Annotated in this window: 15 protein-coding genes; 3 read left to right on the top strand and 12 right to left on the bottom strand. The window is 60.2% G+C overall.

All coding sequences use genetic code 11. The annotated features are described in order from the left end of the window. Positions 1 to 56 precede the first annotated feature (56 nt). The gene (sppA, locus tag I6L41_RS12310; protein WP_216959147.1) at positions 57 to 1,901 is read right to left on the bottom strand and encodes a signal peptide peptidase SppA; all 1,845 of its coding nucleotides are present in this window, start codon (positions 1,899 to 1,901) and stop codon (positions 57 to 59) included. Between the two features lie 208 nt (positions 1,902 to 2,109). Here sppA and I6L41_RS12305 point away from each other — a divergent pair, with 208 nt between their 5' ends. Next, on the top strand, positions 2,110 to 4,137 hold the full coding sequence (locus I6L41_RS12305) for an FAD-dependent oxidoreductase (RefSeq protein ID WP_216959144.1): 2,028 nt from the start codon (positions 2,110 to 2,112) through the stop codon (positions 4,135 to 4,137). A gap of 114 nt (positions 4,138 to 4,251) precedes the next feature. Continuing rightward, positions 4,252 to 4,800: an NAD(P)H nitroreductase gene (locus I6L41_RS12300; protein WP_042080611.1), complete on the top strand. Its 549-nt coding sequence runs from the start codon at positions 4,252 to 4,254 to the stop codon at positions 4,798 to 4,800. A gap of 382 nt (positions 4,801 to 5,182) precedes the next feature. On the opposite strand, the gene I6L41_RS12295 is transcribed toward I6L41_RS12300, so the two are convergent. The 4 genes from I6L41_RS12295 to I6L41_RS12280 form a co-directional block, all read right to left on the bottom strand. Further along, a complete protein-coding gene (locus tag I6L41_RS12295) occupies positions 5,183 to 5,737 on the bottom strand; it encodes a sugar O-acetyltransferase (RefSeq protein WP_216959141.1) in 555 nt (184 codons plus the stop codon). Between the two features lie 66 nt (positions 5,738 to 5,803). Beyond that, positions 5,804 to 6,781, bottom strand: a complete 978-nt coding sequence (locus I6L41_RS12290; RefSeq protein ID WP_216959138.1) for a D-2-hydroxyacid dehydrogenase family protein — start codon at positions 6,779 to 6,781, stop codon at positions 5,804 to 5,806. A gap of 202 nt (positions 6,782 to 6,983) precedes the next feature. Then, positions 6,984 to 7,862: a 50S ribosomal protein L11 methyltransferase gene (prmA, locus tag I6L41_RS12285; protein WP_216959135.1), complete on the bottom strand. Its 879-nt coding sequence runs from the start codon at positions 7,860 to 7,862 to the stop codon at positions 6,984 to 6,986. Positions 7,863 to 8,398: 536 nt separating this feature from the next. Continuing rightward, positions 8,399 to 9,415 (bottom strand): zinc-binding alcohol dehydrogenase family protein, encoded by a 1,017-nt coding sequence (locus I6L41_RS12280; RefSeq protein WP_216959131.1) that lies wholly within the window; start codon positions 9,413 to 9,415, stop codon positions 8,399 to 8,401. A gap of 100 nt (positions 9,416 to 9,515) precedes the next feature. Here I6L41_RS12280 and I6L41_RS12275 point away from each other — a divergent pair, with 100 nt between their 5' ends. Continuing rightward, entirely contained in the window at positions 9,516 to 10,388 is an 873-nt protein-coding gene (locus tag I6L41_RS12275; protein WP_005358412.1) for a LysR family transcriptional regulator, read from the top strand. A 1-nt stretch (position 10,389) separates the two neighbouring features. On the opposite strand, the gene I6L41_RS12270 is transcribed toward I6L41_RS12275, so the two are convergent. The 7 genes from I6L41_RS12270 to acs form a co-directional block, all read right to left on the bottom strand. Further along, a complete protein-coding gene (locus I6L41_RS12270) occupies positions 10,390 to 11,817 on the bottom strand; it encodes a PTS transporter subunit EIIC (RefSeq protein ID WP_042080616.1) in 1,428 nt (475 codons plus the stop codon). Positions 11,818 to 11,906: 89 nt separating this feature from the next. After that, positions 11,907 to 13,364, bottom strand: coding sequence for a sodium/pantothenate symporter (gene panF / locus I6L41_RS12265; protein WP_216959128.1), 1,458 nt, complete (start codon positions 13,362 to 13,364; stop codon positions 11,907 to 11,909). Further along, the gene (locus tag I6L41_RS12260) at positions 13,354 to 13,617 is read right to left on the bottom strand and encodes a YhdT family protein (protein WP_005349483.1); all 264 of its coding nucleotides are present in this window, start codon (positions 13,615 to 13,617) and stop codon (positions 13,354 to 13,356) included. The genes panF and I6L41_RS12260 overlap by 11 nt, the downstream gene beginning before the upstream one ends. A 163-nt stretch (positions 13,618 to 13,780) precedes the next feature. Next, positions 13,781 to 15,121 carry an acetyl-CoA carboxylase biotin carboxylase subunit gene (accC, locus tag I6L41_RS12255; RefSeq protein ID WP_005338910.1) on the bottom strand — a complete coding sequence of 447 codons (1,341 nt, stop codon included), beginning with the start codon at positions 15,119 to 15,121 and terminating at the stop codon, positions 13,781 to 13,783. Between the two features lie 15 nt (positions 15,122 to 15,136). Continuing rightward, positions 15,137 to 15,595, bottom strand: a complete 459-nt coding sequence (gene accB / locus I6L41_RS12250) for an acetyl-CoA carboxylase biotin carboxyl carrier protein (RefSeq protein ID WP_005338908.1) — start codon at positions 15,593 to 15,595, stop codon at positions 15,137 to 15,139. A gap of 36 nt (positions 15,596 to 15,631) precedes the next feature. Beyond that, positions 15,632 to 16,081, bottom strand: coding sequence for a type II 3-dehydroquinate dehydratase (gene aroQ, locus I6L41_RS12245; RefSeq protein WP_005338907.1), 450 nt, complete (start codon positions 16,079 to 16,081; stop codon positions 15,632 to 15,634). A gap of 288 nt (positions 16,082 to 16,369) precedes the next feature. Further along, complete coding sequence (gene acs / locus I6L41_RS12240; protein ID WP_201955122.1) at positions 16,370 to 18,316, bottom strand: acetate--CoA ligase; 1,947 nt, start codon at positions 18,314 to 18,316, stop codon at positions 16,370 to 16,372. Positions 18,317 to 18,465 lie beyond the last annotated feature (149 nt).

Raw genomic sequence — 18,465 nt, 5'->3', positions numbered from 1 at the left:
TAAAGAAAACGGCGACCATCTGGTCGCCGTTTTTTATGGGGGGAGTCACTGCTTGCTTACTGCACGCAGACCGGGCAGAAGGCGTAGGTGCCTTGCGGATCGTTGAAGCGGGTGAGAGGGTCGAGACTGCGGTTCACTTCCACCAATGCCTTGCCAAATCCAGCCGGCAGCCAGCTTTGCAACTGGGGGGCCAGCACTTGGGCACTGCTGTCAAACAGCTGGCGCAGGAACTTGTCCTTGGTGGACTCCTCCTGCTCGATGGGGGTGACCTGCCACTCCTTGAGGTTGGCGAGGTCGGCGGCGGCCTTGATGGCGTCATCCAGATTGCCGAACTCGTCCACCAGCCCCAGGGCCTTGGCATCTTCGCCGGTCCAGACTCGCCCTTCGGCCGCTTTCTCGGCCTCTTCCGGGCTCAGACCACGGCCCTTGCTGACCAGACCGATGAAGCGCTGGTAGGTATCTTCCACGCTCAGCTGGATTGCCTGACCGACGTGATCCGGCAGGGCGCGGGTCGGGCCGACGCCAACGTAATCTGTGGTGCCGACCCCGTCGGTATGCACCCCGAACTGGGCCAACGCCTTGTCGATGGTGGCAAACATGCCGAACACCCCGATGGAACCGGTGAGGGTGGTCGGGGAGGCGAAGATCTTGTCCGCATCGGCGGAGATCCAGTAGCCACCGGATGCGGCATAGCTGCCCATGGAGACCACTACCGGCTTGCCAGCCTGTTTCAGTGCCAGCAGCTCGGCGCGGATCTGCTCGGCGGCGAAGGCGCTGCCGCCGGGGCTGTCGACCCGCAGGACCACGGCTTTAACCTTGTCATCGCGACGGGCATCGGCCAGCAGGTCGGAGAGGCTGTCGCCGCCGATGGTGCCGGCAGGCTGGACGCCATCCATGATGGCGCCGCTTGCGACCACCAGACCCACCTCATCCTTGCCGCTCTGGGGATATTGTTCCGGAATGGCAGCCAGATACTCTTTCAGGCCGACCCCTTTCCAGCCGTGGTCGTCCGCTTCACCCACCTCTTTAATGACCGCCTGGGTCATCTCGTCGCGGGTAGCCAGCTGATCCACCAGCCCGTTGTCGAGGGCGTAGTTGGCGGCATTGCCACCGGCCTTGCGCAGCAGCTCGAGGAAGCGATCCTTGCCCGGCGCGACCGCATCGGGTTCGATCTCCCGCTGCTCGGCTACGTCAGCCACATAGGATTGCCACAGCTGATCCAGCCAGCGCTGGTTCGCCTCTTTGCTCTCGGGGGACATCTCGTCGCGGGTATAGGGCTCGACGAAGGATTTGTAGGTGCCGACCTTGAATACATGCGGGGTGATGTTGAGCTTCTCCAGCGCCGACTTGAAGTAGGTCTGGTAGACACCAAGCCCCTCGATCACCACGGCGCCGCTCTGGTTGAGCAGCACGTGATCGGCGTGGGCCGCCAGCAGGTATTGCCCCTGAGTGTAGAAGTCGGCCATGGCGATCACCGGTTTGCCGCTCTCCTTGAACTGGTCGATGGCGCTCGCCACCTCCTGCAGTTTGGTGAAGTTTGCTCCCTGCAGCCCTTGTGGCTTGATCACCAACGCCTTGATGCGCTCGTCATCCTTGGCACTCTTGATGGCCCATAGCAGGTCGGAGAGGACGATCTCGCTCGGCTGCTCATCGCTGCTGTCCATCTGACGCAACAGTTGTACGGTGGGATCTGTCTGGGAGCGTTGCTCAACCAGCACGCCGTTGAGATTGAGGGTCAGCGCCCCTTCGATGGGCGCCTTGGGTGCCTCTTTCTGGCTGACGCTGAAGACGATGACCAGCACTACGATGAGAAACAGCAGATTGACCAGCATCAGCCGGGTGAAATTGAGCAGGCGCCACAGGCTGCGGAACAACCAACCCAGACCTTTGAAAATAGACATAGTCGCGTTATCGCCCTGTTAATGGGTAGAGAAGAGCCATTATTAACCAGTTGCGGGCGAAATTACCATTTCCGACTGGCGGATCCCGCCTATCTTCGTTCAGGGCACGGCTGTTCGCTGAAAAATTGTCCAAACATTTGTTTGAAAAAGAATTTTCGATTCTTTACTCTAGCCTCAGTTTGATAACAAAAAATTAACTGGAGGCATCGTGAGCCGCTATCCGACCCTGCTGACCCCGCTCGACCTTGGCTTTACCCAGCTGCGCAACCGTGTGTTGATGGGCTCCATGCATACCGGCCTCGAAGAGGAGAAGGGCGGTTTTGACAAGCTGGCTGCCTTTTATGCCGAGCGCGCCCGCGGTGGTGTTGGCCTTATCGTCACCGGCGGTATCGCCCCCAACCTGCGCGGTCGGCTGGTGCCTCACGGCTCGCAGCTGAGCTTTCCCTGGCAGGTGAGCAAGCACAAGAAGGTGACCAGCGCCGTACATCAGGAGGGGGGCAAGATAGCGCTGCAGATCCTCCATGCCGGTCGTTACGCCTATCATCCCTTCAGTCTGGCCCCGAGCGCCCTCAAGGCCCCCATCTCCCCGTTCAAACCGCGCGCCATGAGCGAGCGGCAGATCCGCGGCACCATCCGCGACTTCGCGGCTACAGCTGCGCTTGCCAAGGCGGCCGGTTATGACGGCGTCGAGGTGATGGGCTCGGAAGGTTATCTCATCAACCAGTTCATTTGCGAGCGCACCAACAAACGCACCGATGGCTGGGGCGGCAGCAGCGAAAACCGGATGCGCTTCCCGGTGGAGATTGTCCGCGCCATCCGCGAGCGGGTCGGCACCGACTTCATCATTATCTTCCGCCTCTCCATGCTGGATCTGGTGGAGCAGGGCTCGACCCTGGAAGAGGTGATTGCGCTCGGCAAAGCGCTGGAAGCGGTGGGGGTGACCCTGATCAACACCGGCATCGGTTGGCACGAAGCGCGTATTCCCACCATCGCCACCAGCGTGCCGCGCGGCGCCTTCAGCTGGGTGACCGCCGAGCTGAAAAAGCATCTCAAGGTGCCGCTTATCACCACCAACCGGATTAACACCCCTGAGGTGGCCGAGCGGATTCTGGCGGGGGGTGAGGCGGATATGGTCTCCATGGCGCGCCCCTTCCTGGCGGATCCCGAATTTGTCATCAAGGCGGCCGAGAATCGGGCGGACGAGATCAACACCTGCATCGCCTGCAACCAGGCTTGCCTTGACCATGTGTTCAAGCAGAAGCGCGCCTCCTGTCTGGTCAATCCTCGCGCCTGTTTCGAGACCGAGCTGACCTTTGGCCGCGTGCCCCAGCCCAAAAAGCTGGCGGTGGTGGGGGCGGGCCCGGCCGGGCTGGCATTTGCTTGCTACGCCGCCGAGCGCGGCCATCAGGTGAGACTGTTCGATCAGGCCAGCGAAATTGGCGGCCAGTTCAACTTCGCCAAGCAGATCCCGGGCAAGGAGGAGTTTCACGAGACTCTGCGCTATTTCGCCAAACGGCTGGAGAAGTGTGGAGTCGATCTTTACCTTGGTCAGCGCCAGAGTGCCGAGAGCCTGCTCGGCGGCGGTTTTGACGAGGTGATCCTCGCCACCGGTATCCGTCCGCGCACCCCCAATATTCCGGGGATCGAGCATCCCAAGGTGATGAGTTATCTCGATGTATTGCGGGATCACAAACCGGTCGGCCAGAAGGTGGCGGTGATCGGTGCCGGCGGCATCGGCTTCGATGTAGCTGAGTATCTGGTCGAGAAGAAGGTGGAGACGGATGCCGATGGGCACCGTGATCACTGGCTCAAGGAGTGGGGCATCGACAAACAGCTTGGCGAGCGCGGTGGCCTCACGGTTCCTGAAATTGACGCCCCCGAGCGCCAGATCTGGCTGCTCCAGCGCAAGGAGAGCAAGGTGGGTGACGGACTTGGCAAGACCACCGGCTGGATCCATCGTACCGTGCTCAAGAACCGCAAGGTGCAGATGCTCTCCGGGGTGCAATATCTGGGGATCGATGACGAGGGCTTGCACATTCAGGTGGGCGAGTCCAAGCAGTGTCTGCCGGTGGATCAGGTTATCGTCTGCGCCGGGCAGGAGCCCCTTAAAGAACTGCAGGCCGGGTTGCAGGCTGCAGGCAAGCCGGTGCATATCATCGGCGGAGCCGACGTGGCTGCCGAGCTGGATGCCAAGCGCGCCATCCGGCAAGGGGCCGAGCTGGCTGCGATCATCTAGCCAACAGTGCCCTCGTGCCCTTTATAGTGCGATAAACCCCTGAGCCTCAGGGGTTTTCTTCATTCGGTGCTGTGCTAAGGTAGCGCCATCATTGCCCCAGAGAAGGAATTGCCCATGGATGCCCTCACCCTGTTGCTCAATCGCCACTCTTGTGGCCGTCTCGCCGATCCCGCCCCGAGCGGTGAGGTGCTCGATAATATCCTCAAGGCGGGTCTTCGCGCGCCGGATCACGGCACCCTGACTCCCTGGCAGTTCATTCTGTTTGAAGGAGAGGGGCGCGAGCGGCTGGGCAAACTGCTGGCCGAGGCGGCCCGTGCCCGTGGCGAAGATGAAGAGAGCATCAAGAAGTGCAGCGAAGCGCCGCTGCGGGCGCCCTTGATCGTCGCCGTGGCAACCCGTTATCAGGATCACCCCAAGGTGCCGAAACTGGAGCAGGAGCTCTCTGCCGGGTGTGCCCTGATGGCGATGCAGATGGCGGCGCAGGCGCAGGGCTTCAACGGTATCTGGCGCTCCGGCTGGTTTATCTTCGATGAGCAGATCAACAAGGGATTGGGACTGGCGGCAGAGGATCAGCTGGTGGGTTTCCTCTACCTCGGTACTCCCATGCTGGAAGCACGCAAACTGCGCGAGCTGCCGCTCGATGAGTTTGTCCGCCGTTTCTGACTCCTCGGCCACGTTGCAGTTGAGAGAAGCAAAGCCTCGAGAAATCGGGGCTTTTCTGTTTAACCGTGAATAGTAACCAGAGAAATTGGGGAAAATAAATGGCTCAAAGAGGCTTCGCGCGCCATAGCAGGTAATTATTTAAATAGTGCGATGTACCTCGCAATCCTGTTGTATTTCACTATGTAAAACGTTTGCGCATTCGCTAATATCTCCCTGCCAGTTTAGAAGGACACTCCTTCTAATTTTTCTGCGATGAGAGTCGCAATTCCGTAGCACCTTTTAACAGCCCAACGTCTTCGTGACATTGGGCTTTATTTTTTTATGGGGTGTCGGGGCTGTTGTGAACTGATGGCGGTATCGGCATACAACCCGGTTGGCTGCCTTATGCTCTGTTTTTGGCTGGCAGGATCCGGGCCGGGTTGCCGACTACCCGAATACCGGCCGGTACATCTTTGGTGACTACGGCGCCCGCGCCGACGATCGCCTCCCGCCCTATGGTGACGCCGGGCAGCAAGATGGCGCCGCCCCCAATCCAGACCTTGTCTTCAATGGTGACCGGCAGCGCCGTCTCTGTTCCCTGAATCCGTTCGTCGGCCTCCAGCGCATGGGCTGCGGTATAGATCTGCACGTTTGGCCCAATCATCACATGGGCGCCGATGCGAATGGGGGCATTGTCCAGCAGGGTCGCCCCCATATTGATGTAGGAGTCCTTGTCCAGGTGGATGTGGCGGCCATAGGTGCAGTAGAGGGGCGGGCAGATAAAGGCATTCTCAGCCAATTCGCCAATCAGCTCCGCCAGTAGTGCCCGCTGCTCTGCTTCCTCTTCCGCCTGATTGAAACGGCGATAGCGCCGTGCCGCCTCCCGGCGCAACTGGGCCAACTCGGGTGCCATGCAGTTGTACGGTTGGCTGCTAATCATCTTCTGGTATTCGCTCATGAAGGTTGCTTTCCTTTATCTGCCAGGGATTTGGATATTGGCGCCAATACGGCAGAAGTAACGTGATCATCCACCCGATATGGGCAGAACCAGGTTGGCAGGTTTGCCTTCGGCAAAGGCCAGCACATTCTCGAACGCCACGCGAAAGTAGAGTTCGTAGCTGTTTTGCTCCACATAGCCGAGATGAGGCGTCGCCAAGACGTTGGGTAGGCGCAGCAGGGGCTCGTTTTGTAGCGTTGCCGGCTCGATGTCAAATACATCGAGCGCGGCCCGTTTCCCAGGATGGTTACTTAGCTCTGCATAGAGGGCGCCCGGCTCGATAAGTTCGGCACGGCTGGTATTGACCAGCAGAGAGTCAACTTTCATGCGGGCCAGATCTGCGCGGGTAACAGCGCCGCGGGTTGTCTCGCTCAGGCGCAGATGCAGCGTGAGGATATCAGCTTGACTGAAGAGAGCCTCCTTGCTGGAGGCGCAGGCATAGCCATCCAGCTCGGCCTGCCTGCGCGAAGCCTCACTGCCCCATATCAGTGCCGACATGCCAAATGCCTTGCCATAGCGGGCGATCCGCTTGCCTATCTTGCCGTAACCCCAGATGCCGAGCGTCAGCCCATGCAGCGTGCGTCCCAAACCTAGGTCACCAGATTGCTGCCATTGGCCTTGGCTTAACGCCTGGCTGTAAGCAGGTATATGGCGGGAGGCTGCCATGATGAGCGCCCAGCAGAGATCGGCGGGAGCAATAGGGCTGCCGATCCCTTCTGCCACGGCAACGCCGTACTGCTGGCACAGTGCCGGGTCGATATGCTGGCTGACTTTGCCGGTCTGGCTGATGAGTTTAAGGGTGGGAAGCCGCATCAGCAGCTGTTCGTCGATGCGGGTACGCTCGCGGATGAGCACCAGTGCTTCCATTCCTTCCAGCAGGGCGGCAAGGCGCGTTGTATCGGGTTCGCTCTGGTTGAGGATGGTGACGTCATGACCCGCCAGCAGGGCAAAGCAGGGGAGGTGGCGCACCTGATCCTGATAGTCATCCAGAATGGCAATCCGCATAAGAAATCCTTCTCGGTTGCGTTGGCTCGGACCGCTATCTTACCGGAATAAAAGGTGTCTGTTGTTTTCAAACGAACACAATCAGAAGGGAGGGGGATCAAGCCCATGTCCACGGACCGGGAAGAGCCTGACAGGCCAAAACAATCAGGGCCCCCGAATGGGAGCCCTGATGGCATTAAGTTGATGTCATTGTTGACAGCATTTAGCCGTGCTTGCGGCCGGAGAGGCGGCACCACTCCTCTTTGACGGCGGTCGGGTCCATCTCGAACCACTGACCGTAGATGGTTTCCAGCTCTGGAGCCTGGCTCTCCAGCACGCCGGAGAGGGCCATCAGGCTGCCCGCTTTGCCGTGGCCGGCGATCAGCGGAGCCAGTTCGCGCAGCGGGCCGGCCAGGATATTGGCGACCACCACATCCGCTTCGACATCTTGTGGCTGGTCGGCCGGCAGGTAGAGCTCAATCTGGTCGGCGACGCCGTTGCGCGCGGCGTTGTCGCGGCTGGCCTGAATGGCCTGCGGGTCGATGTCGATGCCGATGACGCGGGCGGCACCCAGTTTCAGGGCGGCGATGCCGAGAATGCCGGAGCCGCAACCAAAGTCGACCACGGTTTTACCGGTCAGATCCAGCCCGTCCAGCCATTGCAGGCAGAGAGCTGTGGTGGGGTGGGTACCGGTACCGAAGGCCAGACCCGGATCCAGCATGACGTTGACTGCATCGGGGTTCGGCACATCGCGCCAGCTCGGGCAGATCCAGAGGCGCTCGCCAAACTGCATGGGGTGGAAGTGATCCATCCACTCGCGCACCCAGTCCTTGTCTTCCAGCTGCTCGACCTTGTAGCCGACATTTTCGCCGAAGATCAGCTGGAAGAAGGCGATGGTGGGGGCCGGATCGGTTTCGGCATCGAACAGACCCATCACTTCGGTCTCGCCCCAGAGCGGGGTTTCACCGGGCATGGGTTCGTAGACGGGCACATCCTTGGCATCCATAAAGGTCACCGCCTGGGCTCCACGCCCCAGCAGCATGTTGCTCACCTTGTCTGCGGTCTTGGCAGTGGCGTTGATTCGAATTTGTATCCAGGGCATGGCGTCGACTCTTCATAAATGTGAAACCGCGAGATTCTACCATCATGGGGCAGTGCTGTCGTGGTTTGCCCATGACGTGGAGAGATACGGGGGCTTTTGCCAGATTGGCACGGTTCCTGTATTGCTCTATGCAGGCGAAGACGACCGGTTTTCGCTGAACGCTTTGCTCAAGTTCCGTCATCTTTCACTGCCACCCTCGGGTGGCATTTTTTTCTGCGCTTGTTTGCCTTGGTAAAAAGTCTGCCAGACAAAAAAAGAGCAAGGTCGGCTCCTTGCTCAAGGACGGGCTGACGCCGTTTTGGCGCATTCATGCTGCTGTTGGCACGCCAGATGCAAAGACTAATATGTCCTGCATAAGGATATGTGTGTGATTGTTACCCCAATGTTCAGGTATTCAGGCCATTTCTCGCGAAATGGCCTTTTTTTTGGCTGATTGTCGGATGTTGGCCTGCCGCTGGCTGGCATTAGCGCTGCTGGTTGTGCCCGTTTGGGGCATCTCCTTGGTGAACTTATCCCATCATGGTGCGTTTGAGGGCTTAGTTGGCAAAGCCGCTCATGTCGATCACCAGCTTGCCTACCATGCGGCCCGCTTCAACCTCGGCATGGGCCTGAGCCAGCGTGACCGGGGTCAGTGAGGGGATGGTTCTGGTCAGGGTGGTCTGCAGTACCCCTTCATCGACCAGTGCCGCCACTCGGCAGAGCAGGTGGTGCTGCTCGATCATGTCCGGCGTCTGGAACAGGGAGCGGGTGAACATGAACTCCTGGCTGAAGGTGACGCTCTTGCTCTTGAGCAGGGAGAGATCCCACGGCTCGCTCGATTCGGCGATGGTACAGATATGGCCAAACGGGCGGATCAGCCCTGCCATGGTGGCCCAGTGCTCGGCGGTGGCGTTGGTGCAGAAGATGGCATCGACCTGAGTGATGCCAAGGGCGGTCAGCTCCTCCTGCAACTTGTGGTGGTTCACAACCTGATGGGCCCCCATCTCGAGGCACCACTCGCGGCTCTCGGGGCGGGAGGCGGTAGCAATCACCTCCATGTCGGTGAGCTGGCGGGCCAGCTGGATGGCGATGGAGCCCACGCCACCGGCGCCGCCGATGATCAGCAGTTTGCCACGGCTTTCGCGGGTAAGAGCGAAGCGCTCGAACAGGGTCTCCCAGGCTGTGATGGCGGTGAGCGGCAGGGCGGCGGCCTCCACATCGCTCAAGGTGGTGGGGGCGATGGCGGCGATGCGCTCATCCACCAGTTGCAGGGCGCTGTTGCTGCCCGGACGGCTGATATCGCCGGCATACCAGACCCGGTCGCCCGCCTTGAACAGGGTGACTTCGCTGCCGATGGCGATCACTTCCCCCACCGCATCCCAACCCAGTACCCGGGGTGAGCTTTCAATTTTTGCCTTGGGCGAGCGCACCTTGGTATCCACCGGATTGACGGAGGTGGCGGTGACCCGCACCAGCAGATCCCGCGGACCCGGAACCGGATCGGGCAGGTTGGCTGCGATAAAGCAGTCGGGGTGGTCGCTTGGCAGATAGTGAGTCAGGGCAATGGCTTTCATGGTTTTTCCTTTCAAATCGCTGTGTTCGGGATTGCCACTCACTCTAGTCTGGTTGATTATCAAGATTAAGGCGGGTAATCGGTAAAGACTGTTTGAATATATGAACAATGTCGATCTGGAGTTGATGGGACTGTTTGCCACCGTGGTGGAGCAGGGAAGCTTTACCCGGGCCGCCGAGCTGCTTGGTATGCCCAAGTCATCGGTGAGCCAGAAGATCTCGCGGCTCGAATCCCAGCTCGGGGTGCGGCTGTTGCAGCGTACCACCCGCAGGTTGAGCCTGACCCCGCAGGGGGAGCTCTATGTGGAGCACTGTCAGGGGCTGCTGGCACTGGCCCGCAGCGCCAATCTGGCGATGGCACGGCTGCGATCTGCCCCGGCGGGGCGGGTGCGGATCACTGCCCCCGAGGCGACCGGTACTCTATTGCTTGGCCGGATCCTCGCCGAGTTTCGCGCCCTCTATCCCGAGGTGGTGCTGGAGCTGACCCTGAGCGACGAACAGCTCGATCTGGTGGGGGAAGGTTATGATTTGGCGTTGCGGGCGGCGCCGCTGAAAGACTCCAGCCTTATCTGTCGGCGTATCGGTCAGGTGGCGCGTCATCTGGTGGCAGCGCCCGCCTATCTGGCGGCCCACGGCATGCCGCAGCAGTTGAGCGAGCTGGGCCGTTATGCCTGTCTGGTGCACTCGGCCATGCCGGTGTGGCCATTGCAGGAGGGGGGCTGGCGGCCGCAGGGGGCCTGTGTCAGCAACAGCTTGCTGGCGCTGCGGGAGATGGCGCTTCATGACGGGGGGATTGCCCTGTTGCCCCACCATGTCTGTGAAGGGGATTTGGCGGCGGGGCGGCTGCAGAAGGTGTTGCCGGATCAGCCCATTCCGGCCAACCCGTTTTACCTTATCTATCCGAGTCGGGAGCATCTGGCTCCCGCCCTGCGCACCCTGATGGATTTCGTGGCCGAGCGGTTGCCGTTCGCCTGAGTTACCAGCTGCTCTGGCTGGCCGACTCCTGATTGGGTTTGAGACCGAGCGGGACCGACTGGCGCTCCGCCAGCATGCGGATCTGCCCTTCAATCAGGCTGGCACTGGGGCCCAGCACCAGCACCAGCTGGTGGTCGTTGAGCTGGATCCAGGAGAGGCAGCCCAGGCCCAGCAGGCGGGATTCATCCACCAGCGAAATATCGCGCACCCGCAGGCTAAGGCGGGTGATACAGACACTCATCGCCACCAGATTGTCCATCCCGCCCAGTACCTTGAGATACTGGATCGCCAGCATCTGCGGGTCTGAGGGGGCAACGCTGGCAAGGCGCGGATGCTCCACTGCGATGGGCTTGCTCGGCATGCTGAGGGGGGCGCGCTCCAGCAGTTGATAGAACAGCAGGGTGTAGGCGACGAAAAACAGGATACCGACCGGAATGAGCCAGAAGCTGTGCTCCCCAGCCTGATAGCTCAGCACCAGATCCAGCAGACCGGCGGAGAAGTAACTGCCCACCTTGATCCCCAGCCCGCTACAGACAGCGAGCGACAGCCCGGTCAGCAGGGCGTGGGCGAGAAACAGCCAGGGGGCGGTAAAGGCGAACAGAAATTCGATAGGCTCTGTGATCCCCACCAGTGCCGAGGTGAGCGCCAGGGTGAGCAGCAGCCCGCCCTGTGGCAGCCGCTGCATCCGTTGGCGGTGCAGCCAGATGGCAAAACAGGCGCCCGGCAGGCCGAACATGATGATGGGGTAGAGACCGGCCACATACCCTTCATGAAGGGGCTGGGCGGTGGCCAGCGCCTGCAGGTTGCTCTCGCCAAGGCCGATGACGCTGCCCAATACCTGATGGAGCCCGAGCGGGATTAGCAAGCGGTTGAGGGTGCCGTAGCAGAAGGCGCCAAACGGCGTGGTAAGCAGCTCGGAGGTGAGCAGGGTCAGCCCGCGCTCCAGCGGCGGCCACAGCAGCGAGAGGGGGATGGCGATCAGCAGGCAGGCCAAGGCCGACACCAGCAGGCTGGGAAACTCCCCCCTGGCGATCTGCAGCCAGCGGGGCAGCGTTTGCTGGTGAACCCAGGGATAGATAATGGCGGTGGTGAGTCCCGCCAGCAGGCCGCAGATCATGTCGGCGTGCAGGTTGGGGGCCAGCGTATTGAAGGCGGTGCTGAGCAGCAGGAAGTTGACTGCCCCCGCCAGCGTCTGCCCGCCCAGCTCTTGCCGACTCAGGCCAAAGGCGATCGCCACCGCATAGATAAGCGGCATCTGGCTGAAGATCGCCTGACCGGTGAGGGAGAGCACCGCCAAATCGAGCACGTCGGGTTGCCCAAGCCGGTAGATCAACGCCGCCATCGGCAGGATGGAGACGGGCAGCAGCAGGGCATAACCGAGCCGCTGCAGGGCTTGAGTAACGACTTGTCGAGTGGCTTTAACGGGCATACAGCGGCTACGTTCTGTGACTTGGCGCACAGTTTAACCGGAAAACACCTATTTGGGGATAGTTTTGGAACCCCTAATTTATATTTTTATTATTTCTGCCCGAAAAGCTCGCGCACTTCCCGCGAGGGCGGTGCCGTCAGCAGGCTGACCGTGATAAAGACCACCAGCGCCAGCGTGAGGCTTGGCACGATGGCGTGCAGACCAGCCAGCTTGATCCCCCACTGACTCAGTACCCCATAGCTGACGATGCCGCTGACCATGCTGGCCAGCGCGCCCGAGCCGTTGGCCCGTGACCAGTAGAGGCCGAGCACCAGTGGCCAGAGGAACACCGCCTGCAGACCGCCAAAGGCAAGCAGGTTGAGCCAGATGATCATATCGGGCGGTTGCAACGCCGCCAGCAGCACCAGGGTGCCGAGGATCAGGGTGCAGAGCAGGGAGAGGCGGGGGATGTGCACCTCCAGCTTCTCCTGCTTTGGATTGAGATAGTTGAGGTAGAGATCTTTCACCAGAGTGGCGGAAGCCTGGATCAGCTGGGAGTCGATGGTGGACATGATGGCCGCCATCGGCGCCGCCAGAAAGACCCCGGCCAGCCAGGGGGGCAGCACTTCCATCATCAGGGAGGGCATGATCTTGTCCGGGCTGTCCATACCCGGCAGGATGGCGCGGCCAAGGGCACCCGCCAGATGCATGCCGAACATCAGCAGGGCGCTGACCACTGTGCCGATCAGAATGCCGCGATGGAGCGCCTTGCTGTCGCGATAGCCAAAGCAGCGTAGCGCCGAGTGGGGTAGCCCCACCACCCCGACACAGACCAGGATCCAGAAGCTCAGCATAAAGGGCTGGGTCAGCATGTCGCCGGCCCCTTGCGGGCTCACCAGCTTGGGATCGATCTCCCTGAGCTGGTGGATAAGGTTCGGCAGGCCGTCACCGGCAATCAGAATTCCCGCCAGCAAGGCGCCGGTGCCGATCAGCATGATGATCCCCTGCAGGGCATCGGTCATCACCACGGCGCGAAAGCCGCCGATGATGGTGTAGAGCAGTACGCAGCTGGCAAACAGCATCAAGCCCTGCTGGTAGGAGAGGCCGGTAGCGGTCTCTAGCAGGCGAGCGCCGCCGATAAACTGCACCACCATGGTCGCGATAAAGGCGAGGATGATAGTAATGGAGCCGAGGATCACCACCGCCTTGCTCTGGTAGCGGGCCCACAGCATGTCGTTGATGGTCACCGCATTGACCCGGCGGGCGATGATGGCGAACTTCTTGCCAAGCACCCCCAGAGTGAGCCAGACGGTGGGTAGCTGGATCATCGCCAGCAACACCCAGCCCAGACCGATCTTGTAGGCCGCGCCCGGCCCACCGATAAAGGAGGAGGCCGAGGTGTAGGTGGCCACTAGCGTCATCGCCAGCACCAGCCCGCCCATGCTGCGGTTGCCGATGAAGTACTCCTGCACGAAGTTGCCTTGCGCGCGATGGCGGCTGGCCCAGAAACCTACCCCCAGCACCAGCACCAGATAGATGACGAGCGGCAGCATCAGCTCAAGATTCATGGGATGACTCCTTGCCGGAAGGGGAGTGGGTATCGAGGGGGATCTCCACAAACAGCCGGTTCACCATCAGGGCGCAGAGCAGAATGAACAGCAGCGGCATCACCATGCAACTGAGCAAGAACCACAGCGGCAGCCCCCACAACTCCAGCTGGAGCGGGATAAAATAGGCGGTGCCATACCAGGCAAAGAAGTAGAACAGGGTCAGCAGCAGGCAGAAAGCTGCTTCCCGGCGGGCGAGAGCAAAACGGTTCACCTTGGCCTCCGACAAATTTGAGGGGCGCAAGGATAACAAAAAAGGGCCATGTCGCCATGGCCCTTTTTCAGCAGAGGCTCCTTGCGAAGCCGCCTCCCGGTTGGATTGCGGATAAGCAGCGGGCTGCTATCCGGCCGGAAGTGATTGTTCTGCCTGCGAGATCTTACAGACCCAACTTCTTGTGCAGATAGTGGATATTGGTGCCACCGTGCTGGAAGTTTTCGTCTTTCATGATCTCTTTTTGCAGCGGTACGTTGGTCTTGATCCCTTCCACCACCAGCTCGTCCAGCGCATGGCGCATGCGGGCGATGGCAATGTCACGATTCTCGCCGTAGCAGATCAGCTTGCCGATCATTGAATCGTAGTGGGGCGGTACCTTGTAACCGGCATAAATGTGGGAGTCCCAACGCACGCCCAGACCACCCGGCGCGTGGAAGCGCTGAACCAGACCCGGAGAGGGCATGAAGGTGGCCGGATCTTCGGCGTTGATCCGGCACTCGATGGCATGACCACGGATGCGGATATCCTGCTGGGTGATCGACAGGGGCTGACCGGCGGCGATGCGCAGCTGCTCCTTGATCAGATCGATACCTGTGACCATCTCGGTGACCGGATGCTCAACCTGGATACGGGTGTTCATTTCGATGAAATAGAACTCGCCGTTCTCGTACAGGAACTCGAAAGTACCCGCACCGCGGTAGCCGATCTCGATACAGGCGCGCACACAGCGCTCGCCGATGAACTTGCGCATTTCGGCGGTGATGCCAGGTGCCGGCGCCTCTTCCACCACTTTCTGGTGGCGACGCTGCATGGAGCAGTCACGCTCGCCCAGATAGAGGGCGTTGCCCTGGCCGTCTGCCAACACCTGAATTTCGATGTGGCGCGGGTTTTCCAGGTACTTCTCCATGTAGACCATGTCGTTCTTGAAGAACTGGCCTGCTTCGGATTTGGTCAGGGCGATGGCGCCCGCCAGTTCCGCTTCATTGCGCACCACACGCATACCGCGACCACCACCGCCACCGGCGGCCTTGATGATCACCGGATAGCCGATGCGCTTGGCAATGGCGGCGTTGTGCTTGGCGTCGTTGTCGACGGGGCCGTCAGAGCCCGGTACACACGGTACGCCCGCTTTCTTCATCGCTTCGATGGCGGAGACCTTGTCACCCATCAGGCGAATGGTCTCGGCGCGCGGGCCGATGAAGATGAAGCCGGATTTTTCGACCACTTCGGCGAAATCGGCGTTCTCGGAGAGGAAGCCGTAACCCGGGTGGATGGCCACGGCACCGGTTACCTCGGCGGCGGCGATGATGGCCGGGACGTTGAGGTAGGATTCAGTACTGGCCGGTCTGCCGATACAGATGGATTCGTCGGCCAGCAGCACATGTTTGAGCTCCCGGTCGGCGGTGGAGTGAACGGCCACTGTCTTGATCCCGAGCTCTTTACAGGCGCGCAGGATCCGCAGGGCAATTTCACCGCGGTTGGCGATGACTACTTTGTCCAACATGGGTGGCGATTTCCCTTATTCGATGATGAACAGCGGCTCGTCAAATTCGACGGCCTGACCATTTTCAACCAGGATCGCTTTGATCACACCGGCCTTGTCAGACTCGATTTGGTTCATCATTTTCATGGCTTCGACGATGCACAGGGTGTCGCCGACATTGACTTGCTGACCCACTTCCGCGAACGGCTTGGCATCCGGGCTGGAGGAGCGGTAGAAGGAGCCAACCATCGGGGAGCGCATCAGGTGACCGCTCGGGGCGGCATCTGCGGCCGGTGCGGCGGCAACCGGGGCGGCAGCGGCAGGTGCGGCAACCGGAGCGGCTTGCTGCATCATCATCTGCGGCATGGCGGTGGTCACCTGACCGGAGAAGTTGCGGCTGATGCGAACGGACTCTTCACCTTCGGAGATCTCCAGTTCGGCGATGCCGGACTCTTCAACCAGTTCAATCAGCTTCTTGATTTTGCGGATATCCATTAGCATTCTCTTTCTTCTTTATCTGATCAGTGATTATCAAGCCGCGCGCAGATGGTGCACGGCCGCGGTTAAAGCGAATTGGTAGCCATCGGCCCCCAGACCACAAATGACCCCTTTGGCGACATCAGACAGATAGGAGTGATGACGGAACGGCTCCCTGGCATGGACGTTTGACAGGTGAACCTCGATAAAGGGGATGGCGACACCCAGCAGCGCATCGCGAATGGCGACGCTGGTGTGGGTGAAGGCGGCCGGATTGATGATGATAAAATCCACCTGGCCCATGGCCTGATGGATGCGGCCGACCAACTCATGTTCGGCATTGGATTGCAGATGTTCCAGAGTGACACCGAGTTCGCTGGCGTTAAGCTTCAGATCGGCGACGATCTCATCAAGCGTCTTGCTGCCGTAGATACCCGGTTCCCGTTTGCCCAGCAGATTCAGGTTTGGTCCGTTGAGCAGGAGAATGCGGTGATTTTGCGACATATTGAGTACATCCTCGATGATAATGCTGCTATCTATCAGCTATCTTGTGGACTACCAGAAATCTAGCCATTTTCTGCGCAAATCGGTGTGCCCTGGCACACAGATTTCGCAATTATATTGATTTCGTGAAAATTAGCAGCATTTTACTGGTCTAATCTCTACATCTGGCTATTTATTGCACATTTTGGTCGGCAAGGCTCCGTAGCTACCGGCTTGCTGTTTGCTGGCGGATAAGAAACGACAAAGCCGGCACAGGGCCGGCTTTGTTGAGCAACAAACGAAGCGGGATCAGGCTGCTTCCGACTTCTCGCGGATGAGTTTGTCTACTACCCCCGGATCCGCCAGGGTGGAGATATCCCCCAGGCTGTCGGTCTCGCCGGTGGCGATCTTGCGCAAGATGCGACGCATGATCTTGCCGGAACGGGTCTTCGGCAGCCCCTCTGCCCAGTGAATGACATCTGGCGTGGCGATGGCGCCAATCTCCTTGCGCACCCACTCCTTTACCTCTTTGTGCAGCTCGCGGCTCGGCTCTTCCCCGGCGATCAGGGTGACATAGGCATAGATACCCTGACCCTTGATCTCGTGAGGAACCCCCACCACCGCGGCTTCAGCGATCTTGGGATGGGCCACCAGCGCCGATTCAATTTCGGCGGTACCCATGCGGTGGCCAGAGACGTTGAGTACATCATCCACCCGACCGGTGATCCAGTAGTAGCCGTCCTCGTCGCGACGGGCACCGTCGCCGGTGAAGTAGCGGCCCGGGAAGGTGGAGAAGTAGGTCTGCTCAAAGCGTTCATGATCGCCGAATACGGTGCGCATCTGGCCTGGCCAGGAGTCGGTGATCACCAGATTGCCCTCGGTGGCCCCCTCCAGCGGCTCGCCCATGTTGTCGACCAGCGCCGGTTGCACCCCGAAGAAGGGACGAGTCGCCGAGCCCGGTTTCAGGTCGGTGACGCCGGGCAGCGGCGTAATCAGGATGCCGCCGGTCTCGGTTTGCCACCAGGTATCGACAATGGGGCAGCGCTCATCGCCAATGGTGCGGTAGTACCACTCCCAGGCTTCCGGGTTGATGGGTTCACCCACCGAACCCATGATGCGCAGGCTCTGGCGTGACGTGCCGGTGACCGCTTCGCTTCCTTTGGCCATCAGGGCGCGGATGGCGGTTGGGGCGGTATAGAGGATGGTGACCTGGTGCTTGTCCACCACCTGACTCATGCGGTTGGTGGCCGGGTAGTTGGGCACCCCTTCGAACATGATGGTGGTGGCACCGTTGGCGAGCGGCCCGTAGACCAGATAAGAGTGACCGGTAACCCAGCCCACATCGGCGGTACACCAGTAGATATCCTCTTCGTGGTAGTCGAACACATATTTGAAGGTGAGGGTGGCATAGACCAGATAGCCGCCGGTGGTGTGCAGCACCCCCTTGGGTTTGCCGGTGGAGCCGGAGGTATAGAGGATAAAGAGCGGATCTTCGGCGTTCATCGCCTCGGGCGGGCAGTCGCTGCTGACGGTGGCGGTCGCTTCGTGCCACCAGATGTCGCGGTGGTTGTGCCAGGCGACATTGCCACCGGTGCGCTTGAGCACGATCACCTTGTTGACCTGGGTTTCCGGGTTGGTGAGCGCTTCATCCACATTCTTCTTGAGCGGCACCGGACGGCCACCACGCAGCCCCTCGTCGGCGGTGATCACGATGCGCGAGCCCGAGTCGATGATGCGACCGGCCAGCGCTTCCGGCGAGAAGCCGCCGAAGACGATGCTGTGTACCGCGCCGATGCGGGTACAGGCCAGCATGGCGATGGCGGCTTCGGGCACCATGGGCATATAGAGGCAGACCACGTCGCCGCGGTGAACCCCTTGTGCTTTCAATACGTTGGCAAACTTGCATACTTCGCTGTGCAATTCGCGGTAGGTGAGTTTGCGATCTTCGGCGGGGTTGTCCCCTTCCCAGATGATGGCGACCTTGTCACCTCGTTCGGCGAGATGGCGATCGAGACAGTTGGCCGAGACGTTGAGCTGGCCATCTTCAAACCATTTGATGGAGACATGGCCCGGATCGTAGGAGGTGTTCTTGACCTTGGTATAGGGTTTCATCCAGTCGAGAATTTTTCCCTGCTCTCCCCAGAAGGTATCGGGATCCTCGACGGAGGCCTGATACATGGCGGCGTAGTCGCCCTTGTCTAGCAGTGCATTGCTGCTGATGTGGGGTTTGACCGGGTAGACCTTGCTCTCGCTCATCACTCACTCCTTTGAATACATACTTTTAATAATTAAGTAACAACTTATACCTTTGGCTGATGGGGGCAATTAGACTTTTGGATAGACAGCAACATTTGGTTACAGGGTTATGGGTGACACTCACGCAGTGAGTCGGTAAAAAGGAGGAC

The sequence above is a fragment of the Aeromonas sp. FDAARGOS 1411 genome, assembly GCF_019047125.1.
Taxonomy (GTDB): domain Bacteria; phylum Pseudomonadota; class Gammaproteobacteria; order Enterobacterales; family Aeromonadaceae; genus Aeromonas; species Aeromonas veronii.
The sequence above is the reverse complement of the archived record's forward strand: the minus strand, read 5'-3'. Positions and strand labels throughout refer to the sequence as shown.

Coding starts and splice junctions, on each gene's coding strand:
- sppA (WP_216959147.1), bottom strand. CDS start 1,901: ATGTCTATTTTCAAAGGTCTGGGTTGGTTGTTCCGCAGCCTGTGGCGC.
- I6L41_RS12300 (WP_042080611.1), top strand. CDS start 4,252: ATGGATGCCCTCACCCTGTTGCTCAATCGCCACTCTTGTGGCCGTCTC.
- I6L41_RS12295 (WP_216959141.1), bottom strand. CDS start 5,737: ATGAGCGAATACCAGAAGATGATTAGCAGCCAACCGTACAACTGCATG.
- I6L41_RS12290 (WP_216959138.1), bottom strand. CDS start 6,781: ATGCGGATTGCCATTCTGGATGACTATCAGGATCAGGTGCGCCACCTC.
- prmA (WP_216959135.1), bottom strand. CDS start 7,862: ATGCCCTGGATACAAATTCGAATCAACGCCACTGCCAAGACCGCAGAC.
- I6L41_RS12280 (WP_216959131.1), bottom strand. CDS start 9,415: ATGAAAGCCATTGCCCTGACTCACTATCTGCCAAGCGACCACCCCGAC.
- I6L41_RS12275 (WP_005358412.1), top strand. CDS start 9,516: ATGAACAATGTCGATCTGGAGTTGATGGGACTGTTTGCCACCGTGGTG.
- I6L41_RS12270 (WP_042080616.1), bottom strand. CDS start 11,817: ATGCCCGTTAAAGCCACTCGACAAGTCGTTACTCAAGCCCTGCAGCGG.
- panF (WP_216959128.1), bottom strand. CDS start 13,364: ATGAATCTTGAGCTGATGCTGCCGCTCGTCATCTATCTGGTGCTGGTG.
- accC (WP_005338910.1), bottom strand. CDS start 15,121: ATGTTGGACAAAGTAGTCATCGCCAACCGCGGTGAAATTGCCCTGCGG.
- accB (WP_005338908.1), bottom strand. CDS start 15,595: ATGGATATCCGCAAAATCAAGAAGCTGATTGAACTGGTTGAAGAGTCC.
- aroQ (WP_005338907.1), bottom strand. CDS start 16,081: ATGTCGCAAAATCACCGCATTCTCCTGCTCAACGGACCAAACCTGAAT.
- acs (WP_201955122.1), bottom strand. CDS start 18,316: ATGAGCGAGAGCAAGGTCTACCCGGTCAAACCCCACATCAGCAGCAAT.